Origin of the sequence: Arthrobacter sp. FW306-04-A (genome assembly GCF_044358315.1) — a bacterium.
GTDB lineage: Bacteria > Actinomycetota > Actinomycetes > Actinomycetales > Micrococcaceae > Arthrobacter.
In genome coordinates, this window is sequence record NZ_CP084559.1 from 1,102,108 (window position 1) to 1,114,725 (window position 12,618).

Here is a 12,618-nt window from a genome sequence, read left to right on the forward strand (position 1 = left end):
TCCGTATCCCCAGCAACCGTGGAATCCCGCGATATAAGACGGAGACTTTTGTGAGCTTCACGCAGCTTGACCGTGTTCCCATCCGCCGTGCACTGATCTCGGTCTACGACAAGACGGGGCTGGAGGAGCTCGCGAAGGGCCTGCACGCAGCAGGAGTCGCCATCGTCTCCACCGGCTCCACCGCGAAGCGGATTGCCGCGGCCGGTATTCCGGTCAAGGAAGTCGAAGAAGTCACCGGGTCCCCGGAGATGCTCGATGGCCGCGTCAAGACCCTGCACCCGCGCGTGCATGGCGGCATCCTGGCCGATCGCCGGGTTCCTGCCCACATGGAAACGCTCGCCAAGATGGAGATCGAGCCGTTCGACCTGGTGGTGGTCAATCTCTACCCGTTCGTGGAGACTGTCCGCTCCGGCGCGGCCCAGGACGACGTTGTCGAGCAGATCGACATCGGAGGCCCCGCCATGGTGCGTTCGGCCGCCAAGAACCACGCCGCCGTCGCGATCGTGGTTGACCCAGGCTTCTATGGTGCCGTGGTGGAAGCCGCCGCTGCGGGTGGCTTCGACCTGAAGACCCGCCGCCGTCTCGCCGCGAAGGCTTTTGCGCATACCGCAGCGTATGACACCGCCGTTGCCACCTGGACCGCCAGCCAGTTCCTCGACGAAGACGGCGACGGCGTCATCGACTGGCCTGCTTACGCGGGCCTGGCACTGGAACGCTCCGAGGTGCTGCGCTACGGCGAGAACCCGCACCAGCAGGCCGCCCTCTACGTGGACAAGGCCGCGCCCGCTGGTATCGCCCAGGCCGACCAGCTGCACGGCAAGGCCATGAGCTACAACAACTTCGTGGACGCCGATGCCGCCCTGCGCGCGGCGTTCGACTTCTCGGAGCCTGCTGTCGCCATCATCAAGCACGCCAACCCCTGCGGCGTGGCGGTCGGTTCCGCAGATGCCGCCGACCCAATCGCAGACGCCCACGCCAAAGCCCACGCGTGCGATCCGGTCTCCGCTTTCGGCGGGGTTATCGCGGCCAACAGCATTGTCACCGCGGGAATGGCCCAAACCGTCGCCGGAATCTTCACCGAGGTCGTCATCGCCCCGGGCTTCGAGCCGGAAGCTGTTGAAATCCTGTCCAAGAAGAAGAACATCCGCCTCCTGGCGCTGCCGGACGGCTATGGCCGCTACCCGACGGAGATCCGCCAGGTCTCGGGAGGCGTCCTCGTCCAGCAAGCCGACAAGGTGGACGCCGACGGCGACAACCCCGCCAACTGGACCCTCGCCGCCGGCGAAGCCGCTGACGACGCCACGCTGGCCGACCTCGCGTTCGCTTGGACCGCGTGCCGCGCCGCCAAGTCCAACGCGATCCTCCTCGCCAACAACGGCGCAGCTGTCGGCATCGGCATGGGCCAGGTCAACCGTCTTGATTCCTGCAAGCTGGCCGTTGAGCGTGCCAACACCTTGGGCGTTCAGGTGGAGTCCGACGTCGATGGCGCCGGCGGTGCCTCCAATGCCGACGCGAGCAGCGCACCTGAACGCGCACGCGGTGCCGTGGCTGCTTCCGACGCGTTCTTCCCGTTTGCCGATGGCCTGCAGATCCTGATCGACGCCGGCGTCCGCGCCGTCGTCCAGCCTGGCGGTTCGGTGCGCGACGAGGAAGTCATTGCCGCGGCCAACGCCGCCGGGATCACGATGTACTTCACGGGTGCTCGCCACTTCTTCCACTGAGTCCGCTCGCTCCACCAAGAATGGACATGTCCTCCCGTGCCGGGAGGACATGTCCATTTTTTATGGTCAGGACTGGGCATAGTGGCTATATGCCCAGTGCTGAGAGCTAGCGGGGGACATGTCCGTGGCTACGTGCCGTGAGCGCTAGGATGTGGACGCCAGTTCGTAGGCATCCCGTATGACGGAGCCCCAATAGGGCCCGTAAATTATCGATGGTCCACCCAGGTAGCCATAGCTCGTAACGGAGTTTTGGAAGGAGTCGTCGTCAGAGTCGACCATCCACGGGCCTCCAGATGATCCTCCGGTCATGTCGCACGGGATTCCCTGCGCCCTGAACTGTGGATTGATGGGATCCTTGGTGGCGTCACCCGAGCAACTCTTCAATGATTGGCCGTCAAACGGTGGGGCGGCGGGGTAGCCAAACGCCTGATAACTCAGGCCCCGGTCAATGTTGAACTCTACCCCGGACGCGCCAACGACGTCGGCCAGGTGCTTGCCGTTCACGGTGGCAGTGACCGCGAATCCGGTGTCATAGCGGATATCGCCAGCGGTGCGCCACTGGGTGGTGGTGTAAAGGGCTTTGGCTGGCCAAATGCCGTAGGGCGCCGTGCCATTGAGATAGGCCGGAACGAAGACGAAATTCCGGACAAACGCTCCGGGACCCTCGTTGACGCAGTGGCCCGCAGTTGCCACTGTGCTGTCGTTCTCCGATACGACGACGTTGCCGGAGCAGACGTACGCGAAAGTTCCCATCGTGAAGAAGACCTTGCCAACGTGGTCAATGGGGTCTTCGTTTTGGTGCAAGCTCGGGCTGTCTGCTTTGGCTGCGCCAGCGATCTTCACCGGCGGTCCGGATTCGACGGCGCCGCCGGTAGCCCCGGAGGCGGCCGCTCGCTCAAGGGCTTTTCCTGCGAGGACATCGCCCGGGATTGCCGTTCGCATACGCTCTGGAGTCCAATACGCCGTGGAGTCGGTGTTTGTCGTCGCCAGGCTGACGAGTTGCTGCGCCCCAGGCGCTGCGAAGCTCGAAACCGCACTGGAAGGCGTTGCGGCTGCCGCCCCTCCAGCGGCACAGAGGGTCAAAACGGCGGAAGTTAGGAGGCTCAGGAGACCGGTGATGGGGAGTGATTTCTTTGTCATGATTGTCCTGCCAATCGATGATGTAGCCATCTGTTCGCGGCCACAGTTGACCCATTGAACCTACTCCGATTCAGCCTGTCGGTATAGAAGGTTTGGCTGCGTATGACGTTGCGTCGACGGCACGAAGCCATGCCAGTAGGCACCAATACCGTGCCCTCAGGTAAGTTAGAGATGTTGAAATCTGCAGACTTTCAGGGAGATGCCCCGCCAATGGCAAAGATTATCTATACCCACACTGACGAAGCGCCGATGCTGGCGACTTACTCGTTCCTGCCGATTGTGGAAGCATTCGCCTCGACGGCTGGCGTGGAGGTCGAGACTCGTGACATCTCGCTCGCCGGCCGAATCATCGCAGTCTTCGGTGACTACCTGACTGAAGAGCAGCGGATCAGCGACGCCCTGGCTGAACTGGGTGAACTGGCAAAGAAACCCGAAGCCAACATCATCAAGCTCCCTAACATCAGCGCTTCCGTTCCCCAACTCAAGGCAGCCATTGCCGAACTGCAGGGCAAGGGCTACGCGCTTCCGGACTACCCGGACAACCCTTCCTCTGACGAAGAGACGGACATCCGGTCCCGTTACGACAAGATCAAGGGCTCGGCCGTGAACCCCGTCCTGCGTGAAGGCAACTCGGACCGCCGCGCGCCCCTGTCGGTGAAGAACTACGCCCGCCAGAACCCGCACTCCATGGGTGCCTGGAGCGCCGACTCCAAAACCAACGTTTCGCACATGACGGCGAACGACTTCCGCTCCAACGAGAAGTCCGTGGTCATCCCCGCCGATGACACCATCAAGATCCAGATCGTCCGTGAAGACGGCACGGTCAAGGTCCTCAAGCCAGCCTTCCCCGTCCTCGCCGGCGAAGTGGTGGACGGCACCGTGCTGGGCGCCGCGGCCTTGGACGAGTTCCTGGCCGCCCAGGTGATCCGCGCCAAGGATGAAGGCGTGCTGTTCTCCGCGCACCTGAAGGCCACCATGATGAAGGTCTCCGACCCCATCATCTTCGGCCATGTCGTCAAGGCATACTTCTCCGAGCTGTTCGACACCTACGGCAAGCAGATCGCAGCTGCGGGACTGAGCGCGAACAACGGCTTGGCTTCCATCCTCAACGGCCTCGACGAACTCCCCGAGGACGTGCGCGAAGGTATCAAGGCGGCCATCAAGAAGGGCATGGAAGACGGCCCGGCGCTGGCCATGGTCGATTCCGACAAGGGCATCACCAACCTTCACGTACCGAGCGACATCATTGTTGACGCTTCGATGCCGGCAATGATCCGCAGCTCCGGCCACATGTGGGGACCGGACGGCAAAGAAGCCGATACCCTCGCCGTCATCCCTGACAGCTGCTACGCAGATGTCTACCAGGTGGTTATCGATGATTGCCGCGCCCACGGCGCTTTCGATCCCACCACCATGGGTACGGTTCCGAACGTCGGCCTCATGGCACAGGCGGCCGAGGAATACGGCAGCCACAACAAGACCTTCGAGGTCGAGTACGCCGGGACTATCCAGGTTGTGGACTCCTCCGGAACCGTGCTGATTGAGCACCAGGTTTCCCCGGGCGACATCTGGCGCGCTTGCCAGACCAAGGACGTGCCGATCCGCGACTGGGTCAAGCTGACTGTCACCCGTGCCCGCGCGTCCAAGATGCCGGCTGTATTTTGGCTCGACGAAACCCGCGCCCATGACGCCCAGCTGATCGCCAAGGTCAAGGAATACCTGAAGGACTACGACACCGAGGGCCTGCAGATCGAAATCATGGCCCCGGAGAAAGCCACGGCGTTCACGCTGGAACGGATTCGCAAGGGCGAGGACACCATCTCCGTGACCGGCAATGTGCTCCGCGACTACCTCACGGACCTGTTCCCGATCCTCGAACTTGGCACCAGTGCCAAGATGCTCTCCGTGGTTCCGCTGATCAATGGTGGCGGCCTTTTCGAGACCGGTGCCGGTGGTTCTGCCCCGAAGCACGTTCAGCAACTCTTGCAGGAAAACCACCTGCGCTGGGACAGCCTGGGCGAATTCCTTGCGCTCGCCGTGAGCTTCGAGCACCTTGCCACCACAACCGGCAACGCCCGTGCACAGGTCCTCGCCGACACGCTGGACCGGGCAACGGGGACGTTCCTGCTCGACAACAAGTCTCCGAAGCGCAAGGTGGGCGAACTCGACAACCGAGGCAGCCACTATTTCCTCGCCAAGTACTGGGCCCAGGAACTGGCGCAGCAGGGCGACGACGCCGAGCTCGCCGCGGCGTTCTCCGCCGTTGCCGAGGCCTTGACGTCTAACGAGGAAACCATCATCGCCGAGTTGCTCAGTGTCCAGGGCTCGCCCGCCGACATCGGAGGCTACTACCGCCCCGACGCCGCGAAGGCTGAGGCCGTGATGCGTCCCTCCGCAAGGCTGAACGAGGTAGTCGCCACGCTGAACTAAGCGCCCCGCCTCACCAACTAGCCCGCAGTTGTTGTCGTTAGAGAGCTCATAGCGAAAACAACTGCGGGTTAGTTGCGTCTAGGCGCGGCCTCGGGCGGAGAAACGGCGGGGCGCGTCGATCCCGTCGACAAGATCGGCAAGAACCCGGCCGATTGCCGGGGTGAACTTGAAGCCGTGCCCGGAGAAGCCCGCCCCGATAACCAGCCCCGGCAGCCATTCACGGACGTAGCGCCGGAGAGCTTCCAGCTGGACCGGTTCGGGTTCAAAGGTGCGCGCATCAGGATCCGCGACGGGCCCGACTCCATGCCAGCCTGCCTTGACCCCTTCGCCCGGCGTGAGCATCCCGTAGACGGGGCTATACCAGTAGTCGTCGCGAGGGTCGCCGGGGTCGGGCGCATGGTTGAAGCTTGGCCAGAACTGGGAATCGTCGACAGGCGTGAAGTGGGCAGGCTGTTCCTGGGTGACCACCAGTCCCGACGAGCTTGCTGGTCCAGGCACCGGCCGTTATGACTACCCCGCGCGACGTTGCCATGGTTGGCCAGCCCCACAAGGTCCAACAGTTGTGTTCCGGTTTCTTTTGCCAGCCCATCCCAGAGACCCCTGGCTTCGCTGACCAGGGCGAGGTAGTCGTCCTCCGCGTATGCCGTGTTGAAGTTGCGCGTCGCGCCGTGGGAAGCGCCTACATGGTGCCCCTTTTCGAACTGTTCGAGGAGAACCACCGATCGCCGTCGGAGAGCGAGCTGCCACGCAGCCGCCGATCCCATTGCGCCTCCGCCGACTACGACGACGTCAACATCCATCCCGGATTCACCCATCATGTCCGGGCCCCCAGCGAGGCCCACTTCAGCTTCCATTCTGCGCCCACCAGCCGACGCCCAAGGTCAGCACGGCAGGCGCCGCGGCGACGGCGAGCGCGGAGGAAGTGAAGGGTTCCGTCTTCATGGGAGTCTTTTGCGAATGGGAGCGAGGAACGGCTCAGTAAAGCTGGGAGATATTGCGGTGTGCGAGTCCAAAGGACAGGGTCATTCCGACGCCGGAGGTCACCGAGACGACCGTGATGCCGGGTTGGGTTTCTCGGACCAAGATGGGGGCGACAGAGCTGGAGGCGTAGATTCCCTGCCAGCGCTCGATGACGTCCAGGGGCGTCCCGATGGCCTTCTCGATGTCCTTGCTCAAGATGGTGGTCACGGTTTCATCCATAAACGGTGCGGCCGTGCGGTGGTAGTGGTGCGAGTCGCCAAGGATCAGCGTCCCGTCGGGGCGTTGCGTGAACATCACGTTCGCTCCGATGTCCATTAGCTCGGGCCGGTCCTGCTCCACTTCTGCGCGCAGCGCGGCCGCGGCCGGCATTTCCATGAAGGCCGGATAGCGGAGCATCGATGTAGCAGTGAGGACGGCAGGATCGATCTTCAGCCCTGGCGGCTGGGCGGCGCGGGACATTTGCAGGGCGCAGCGTTCAATCCGGTGTTCCTCGGCGAGCGAGGGAAACAGGTAGTCGACGTCATGGCCTACGCAGACGAACACCTGTTTGCCAAGGAAGTCACCACGGGGAGTGCGGACCGTTGGCTGGCCGGCGCTGTCCTCGAAGCCGAGGGCAGCGGTGTTCCAGTGGATGTCGACGCCGGCCTGGCGGGCGAGCCAGGCGGCGAGCGTGGCGACCGTGGTCCGGGGGTCCACCCGCAAGTCGTCCCGGAGGAAGGCTCCGCCCACCAACGCGGGCCAGGGCGCAGGGGCCGCTCCGCCGCCGTCGGGCACTGTGCTTCCGGCGCCGGAACATAGCCGGGACCGCACACCGTCGGGGGAGAGCAGCTCAACCTGGCCCTCTTCGCGGGCCGCGGACAGCTCCCGGAGCACGTCCATTTCGGCCTCGGTCCGGGCGAGCACCACGGCACCGGATTCGACGGCCCAGAAACCGGCCAGGGCTGCGAACTCGAGCCAGTATTTGCGGGAGGTCTGCGCCAATTCGTAGAGCTCTCCGGATTGGGCGGTGACGCAGCAGTGGCCGAAGTTCCTGATGGAGGCGCCCACGGCGCGGTGGTCGCGCTCAAGGATGGTCACGCTCAGGCCATTGGCAACGGCGTGTGCGGCGTGTGCGAGCCCGACGATGCCGGCGCCCACGATCACGACATCGGAGCGCGATGCTGTCGCCGGGTTGGCGCCGGATGGGGAAGGTTGGATGTTCACGCTATTGACACTGGACTGTTTGAAGAACGGAGTCAAGCCACGATGCTAATTGTATATACAAGTTTATCGAGACTTTACCTTCGCTACTCGATGGTTCATGCATCCTTTACCTCCCCGGCTAGAAATATAGAGACCTGAGCGGGATCAACTTGTATTATCAACTCGTGAGCATCCAGCAGAACGCACCCTTGCATGTCCGCCTCAGCGAGGAGTTCATGCGCCGCATCGCGGATGGAACGTGGCCGCCAGGAACGCAATTGCCCAGCGAGGCGGTCCTCTGTAAGGAGTTCGGAACCTCCCGGGGGCCTATCCGCCAGGCGCTCGCGTTCCTGCGGGCGGAGGGTGCCGTCACCGGCGGCCGCGGCCGTCCGCCGATGGTGCGTTCCACGGTGCCGTCGCAGTCGTTCTCGACCTTGAATTCCTTCACCGAATGGGCCATCGGTATTGGCAAAACCCCCGGGCAGCGGACGTTGGAGGTGGCACGCCGCGAGGCGAGTCCCCAAGCGGCCGACGCGCTCGGACTGGAGCCGGGGGAGAAAGTGGTGGAGCTGCTGCGCGTCCGTTACCTGGAGGGCGTGCCCGCCATGATTGAACGGACCAGCTTCATTCTGGAGGTCGGGCGGCTGCTATTCGATTTCGACACGGATTCGGGCTCCATTTTCGCTTTCCTGAAGGCCCAAGGCGTGGACCTCTACAGCGCACGCCACACCATCGACGCCGTGGCCGCGGGCGAGGAAGACGCGGATCTGCTGGAACAGGCGGAGGGGATTCCCCTTTTGCGGGAACGCCGGGTGACCAGTTCGGGCAACGGCATGGCTATCGAATACTCGGAGGACCGGTACCTTCCGGCACTCACAAACTTCACCATTGACAACGCAGCGGACCGCCGCGCCGCTTTGGCGCGCATCCGCGCCGAATAGACCAGAAGGACACATGATCAAGCTCGTAGCCTGCGACATGGCTGGAACCACCATCGACGAACACGGAGACGTCTATGTAGCGCTGGCGCGTTGCGTGGAGGAGGCCGGGGCAAGCACCACCCCCGAAGCGATCCAGGAATGGATGGGCGCAGACAAAGTGGAAGCCATTGCGGCGCTGATCACCAAGGGTGGTGGCATTGCCACGCCGGAGATCGTCCAAGCAGCTTTCCTGCGCTTCAAGGAGCTTCTCGCGGACTTCTATGAGCAGAACCCGCCGGTAGCGCTCGACGGCGTTGAGGACGCCTTCCGCGAATTGCGCAGCCGGGGCGTCAAGATTGCGTTGACCACGGGATTCTCCCGCGATGTCGCGGACCCGCTTCTGGCCAGGCTGGGCTGGTCCCTTGCGGGCGAGGGCACAACGCACGACGACGGCGGCTTGCTTGACGCCGTCGTCTGCTCTGATGAGGTGGCGGCCGGACGCCCGGCGCCCCATATGATCCACCGTGCCATGGAATCGACGGGTGTGATGGACGTTCGTGAGGTGCTTGCCGCTGGCGACACCACGAACGACCTCAAGGCGGCCAGGAACGCCGGAGTGACTGCTGTCGGTGTGCTGACAGGCAAACTGGGACTCGAGGAGCTTGCTGGACAGCCGCACGATCACATCCTGGCGGGCGTCAAGGATATTCCGGCGCTGCTGGAGTGAGGGCAGGCGGCCGTATCGTAAAGGCGGCCGTTTTGAGCTGTGCCGTTCGCGTTTTGAGCTGTGCCGTTGGCATGGAAGATTGGACCGGGTGAAATTCCTCCTGCCTTCGCAGACCTCCTCCTCGCGTGGCATCGCGTTTCTGCGCGTCGTTTTCGGCGGCCTTTTGCTGCTGCATGGAGTCCAGAAGCTGCTGGCCGGGCAGCAGGCGTTTGAGGCAACCATCGCCGCGATGGGGGTTCAAAAAGCGGAGCTGATGTCCTGGCTGGTCATCTGGGGTGAAACCGGGCTGGGTGCACTTTTGGTGCTCGGCGCCCTGACGAGGGTGGCCGGTTTCCTGGCCGCTCTGATGTACGCAGGGATCTGGTTTGTCACCGAATCAGGCAAGCCCTTGTTGAGCGATCGTCCGGGAATCAACGCGGAGCTGCTCATTCTGTATATCTCTGTTTCACTGGCGTTTGCCTTCATCGGTTCCGGAGCGGCCTCGCTGGACCGGAAACTGTTTGCCGGGAAGCCGGCCCGGAAGCCGGCCCGTATGTCAAGCCGCTAGACGCCCTGGCGCCGCCCGGCCTGGAGACCTGCCCGGGCCATGGCGTCCGCGTAGGAGCGGCCCATGTCGATCAGCCATTCGGTCTGGCGTTCCTTGGAACCGGCGAAGGCGCGCCCGTGCAGCGAACGGGCCTTATAGACTTTCAGGCCGCGGCGCCAGATCAAGGAGTTGTCAGTCTTGAGGAGCATCTGCGCCAGGCGGTTTGCTTCTGTTCCGTGGGCGACGATCGCCGAGGCGCGCGGAACGAGTTTCAGGAAACCGATCAGCGGCTTGAGGCCGGCACTGACCTGCTCGGGAGTCAGCTTTCCATTCGCCTCGCCAGGAGTGAACCACGGGTGGGCGTTCCACGGTATCATCCATTCCGGGCGCAGGCCGAGCTGGAACTGCAGGCCCAGCAGCCGGGTGGCGGCGGCGTCGTCGCCGGCCCACACAACCCCCCGCGGGGAGGCTCCGCTCGTGTTGGAGAAAAGGGTGACAATCCGGCAGTCCTCCACGGAGTGCATCGGATCCACGTAGGGGACCTCGAAGCCCGGGCGGAGCTTGCGGAGGAACTCCACATGCTCGTTGACCGGGGCGATGTGAGGGGCGAAGAAGGGGCTGTCCGGAACCGCGGGAGCTTCGACAGGGCCCTCTTCGGTGGCGTCGGCAGGCGGGGCCTCAATCGCGGGAGCAGCCACGGGTACCACCTTGCGGGTGGTGACCGGGCTGGCCTTGGGTATCGACATTGAGGAAGCCTTCGCCGGCGTGGCCGGAATGACGGCAGCGGCCTTCGGAGCGTCTTTCTTGGGTGGAGCCTTCTTTTCGGCCTTGGCCGGGGCGTCGAAGTCATCTTCGCCGTCGAACAAACCGTCGAACAGCTTGTCGAGTTCGTCGTAGCCGCTACCGTTACCGCTGCCGTAGTCGTCGTCGAGTTCGGGGCCGTGTCCGAAACCTTCCTCGTACCGCGAGTCCAGTTCGCTGCGGTAATCCTCGTCGTAATCCTCGAAATAGTCCGGTTTGGCCAATGCGGTCATGAGGGTTGGGGTCTCCTCGGGTCGGGCAGGGGCCGGCGTCGGGCGCGCAGGGGCACGTCCGTTCAGGGCCAGTTGATGGGGAGGCTCTCCGGGTTGCCGGTTGAGCCTTTAGATCTTAGCAATCCAAAGGCGGTCTGGTGTCCTTCCGCCGTTCATTTGACACGGAATGTGGCGCAGCCCCGGGGCTTGAAGGAGCCGCGATGCGTCGAATATCACCCGCATGCGCCGCCGAGGGGGTGCGTAGAGGCAGGAGAGGGCGGGTGGAATTGACCAAAAGTGTCCATTCCATCCGCCCTCGGCGTCAGGGGTTCGGTGTCAGGGCTCAGACATGGATGATGAACTGCGCAAGTGCTGCGGCTGCCCTTTCGGACGAACTGATGCGCCAGACCGCCGAGTTGGCCACCGAACGCAACGTACTGGTCCGCCTGCATTGCCTCCAGCAGCCCAATGAGGACGGCCCCAACGTCACCGACACGTATGTTGCGGGCCGCCCCGTGGTTGTTGGCGGGTCGCTCCCGGGTATCGAACTGGATGAACTGCGCGCCGAGGGTCAACGGCTTTTTGGGCAGATGGTCGAAGCCTACGGCGAACGTGACTACCGTCGGCGCGACGCATCCGAGCTGTTCCCGCCGGTCTATGCCCCGGCGGCGGTGTAGCCGCGCCTAGGGTGCGTTGCTAACTCCGCAGGGCAAATTGCCACGCATCGGCTCCTCCGCGGGCTATTTGCCCTGCAGAGGAGCCGATGCACGGACTGCGAACCAGTGCGGTGGAACAGCCCTCGCCGGTGATTATGCAGGAATGGTGGCCCGAATCTTCCGGCTGCCCACCATTACGATGAGTCCGCCTAGCAGCAGGGCTGCTGCGTACGGCAACCACATGCCATTGAAGCCAGTGCTAGCGAGGACCGCGGTTCCCGCTCCAACAACAACGGCTGCTGTAGTAGCCGCGGCGACGCCGGCTTGCGTTGCAGTTCCTGTTGAAGGAACGGCGGTAGCCGGGTCGACGAAGCCTTGAGCGTCGACCGGTGCGTTCATGACGGGCGGCGCGACTACCGACGGGTTCACGACGTTGGAAGGCAAGCCCTGGTCAACTGAGGCGATCCCGACGGGGGTCGGCAGGCCCATGGGTGCGGCGAGTCCGGTACCCAAGAGGGATACGAGGTCTCCGGTGGTGCCTGCCGGGGTGGTCCCGAGGAGGCTTACCGAGGTGTCGCCGACCGTGACCGGAGTGGTCACCGGAGCGGTCACCGGTGCGGTGGTGGTGCCTGCCGGGGTGGTCCCGAGGAGGCTTACCGAGGTGTCGCCGACCGTGACCGGCGCGGTGACCGGAGCGGTCACCGATGCGGTGGTGGTGCCTGCCGGGGTGGTCCCGAGGAGGCTTACCGAGGTGTCGCCGACCGTGACCGGCGCGGTGACCGGAGCGGTCACCGGTGCGGTGGTGGTGCCTGCCGGGGTGGTCCCGAGGAGGCTTACCGACGTGTCGCCGACCGTGACCGGCGCGGTCACCGGTGCCGTGACGCCGGTGCCAGACGCTGTCCCAGGGGTGGAATTGCCAAGAACCGCCAGAGAGGTGGCTCCGATATTAACAGGGACCGATATCGGAGCCACCGCCTGGGTTCCGGACGGGACAGTTGGTCCGCCGGAATTAGTCGCCGGGGCCGCAGCCGGGGCGAGCGCAGGGGCGGTGGTTGTGGCGGCCGCAGTTCCAAGTACCGTGAGCGACGTCGACCCGAGGCTCAGCGGAATGGACGCCGGTGCAACGACTTGGGTGCCTGAGGCGGTGCCTTGTGCAGTTGTTGTAGTGTCTGCCGCATTCGCGGCAGTTGCGCCGAGGGCTATTAACCCACCGGCAAAGAGGGTGCCAAGCAGCCCCTTGCGAATAATGCTGTGCATTTTGTTTTCTCCTGAACGAGTAGTTCCTAGAGGCGTCCGCAGGAGCCTGCGTGTACGCCCTGATT

10 protein-coding genes and 1 pseudogene are annotated in these 12,618 nt (G+C 64.0%); 6 read left to right on the forward strand and 5 right to left on the reverse strand.

Annotation, left to right across the window (positions count from 1 at the left end):
- Nucleotides 1-50 precede the first annotated feature (50 nt).
- Nucleotides 51-1,721: a bifunctional phosphoribosylaminoimidazolecarboxamide formyltransferase/IMP cyclohydrolase gene (gene purH / locus LFT43_RS05100; RefSeq protein ID WP_395801461.1), complete on the forward strand. Its 1,671-nt coding sequence runs from the start codon at nt 51-53 to the stop codon at nt 1,719-1,721.
- Nucleotides 1,722-1,865: 144 nt separating this feature from the next.
- Here purH and LFT43_RS05105 read toward each other — a convergent pair whose 3' ends face one another.
- Nucleotides 1,866-2,861 (reverse strand): trypsin-like serine peptidase, encoded by a 996-nt coding sequence (locus LFT43_RS05105; RefSeq protein ID WP_395801462.1) that lies wholly within the window; start codon nt 2,859-2,861, stop codon nt 1,866-1,868.
- A gap of 210 nt (nt 2,862-3,071) precedes the next feature.
- Between LFT43_RS05105 and LFT43_RS05110 the strand changes: the two genes are divergently transcribed.
- Nucleotides 3,072-5,291 carry an NADP-dependent isocitrate dehydrogenase gene (locus LFT43_RS05110; protein WP_395801463.1) on the forward strand — a complete coding sequence of 740 codons (2,220 nt, stop codon included), beginning with the start codon at nt 3,072-3,074 and terminating at the stop codon, nt 5,289-5,291.
- A gap of 78 nt (nt 5,292-5,369) precedes the next feature.
- Here the strand turns inward: LFT43_RS05110 and LFT43_RS05115 are convergent.
- Both LFT43_RS05115 and LFT43_RS05120 read right to left on the reverse strand, forming a co-directional pair.
- Nucleotides 5,370-6,091 (reverse strand): annotated as a pseudogene (locus LFT43_RS05115) (FAD-dependent oxidoreductase).
- A 175-nt stretch (nt 6,092-6,266) separates the two neighbouring features.
- Entirely contained in the window at nt 6,267-7,475 is a 1,209-nt protein-coding gene (locus LFT43_RS05120; protein WP_395801464.1) for a TIGR03364 family FAD-dependent oxidoreductase, read from the reverse strand.
- Between the two features lie 164 nt (nt 7,476-7,639).
- Here LFT43_RS05120 and LFT43_RS05125 point away from each other — a divergent pair, with 164 nt between their 5' ends.
- The 3 genes from LFT43_RS05125 (at nt 7,640) to LFT43_RS05135 (ending at nt 9,648) form a co-directional block, all read left to right on the forward strand.
- Complete coding sequence (locus LFT43_RS05125) at nt 7,640-8,395, forward strand: GntR family transcriptional regulator (RefSeq protein ID WP_395801465.1); 756 nt, start codon at nt 7,640-7,642, stop codon at nt 8,393-8,395.
- 13 nt (nt 8,396-8,408) lie between these two features.
- Nucleotides 8,409-9,101 (forward strand): phosphonatase-like hydrolase, encoded by a 693-nt coding sequence (locus LFT43_RS05130; protein WP_395801466.1) that lies wholly within the window; start codon nt 8,409-8,411, stop codon nt 9,099-9,101.
- A gap of 88 nt (nt 9,102-9,189) precedes the next feature.
- The gene (locus tag LFT43_RS05135) at nt 9,190-9,648 is read left to right on the forward strand and encodes a DoxX family protein (RefSeq protein WP_395801467.1); all 459 of its coding nucleotides are present in this window, start codon (nt 9,190-9,192) and stop codon (nt 9,646-9,648) included.
- On the opposite strand, the gene LFT43_RS05140 is transcribed toward LFT43_RS05135, so the two are convergent.
- The gene (locus tag LFT43_RS05140) at nt 9,645-10,151 is read right to left on the reverse strand and encodes a uracil-DNA glycosylase (protein WP_395802900.1); all 507 of its coding nucleotides are present in this window, start codon (nt 10,149-10,151) and stop codon (nt 9,645-9,647) included. The genes LFT43_RS05135 and LFT43_RS05140 overlap by 4 nt on opposite strands.
- A gap of 842 nt (nt 10,152-10,993) precedes the next feature.
- Here LFT43_RS05140 and LFT43_RS05145 point away from each other — a divergent pair.
- The gene (locus LFT43_RS05145; protein WP_395801468.1) at nt 10,994-11,317 is read left to right on the forward strand and encodes a hypothetical protein; all 324 of its coding nucleotides are present in this window, start codon (nt 10,994-10,996) and stop codon (nt 11,315-11,317) included.
- 132 nt (nt 11,318-11,449) lie between these two features.
- Here the strand turns inward: LFT43_RS05145 and LFT43_RS05150 are convergent, their stop codons facing one another.
- The gene (locus tag LFT43_RS05150; protein ID WP_395801469.1) at nt 11,450-12,553 is read right to left on the reverse strand and encodes a DUF320 domain-containing protein; all 1,104 of its coding nucleotides are present in this window, start codon (nt 12,551-12,553) and stop codon (nt 11,450-11,452) included.
- Between the last annotated feature and the right edge of the window lie 65 nt (nt 12,554-12,618).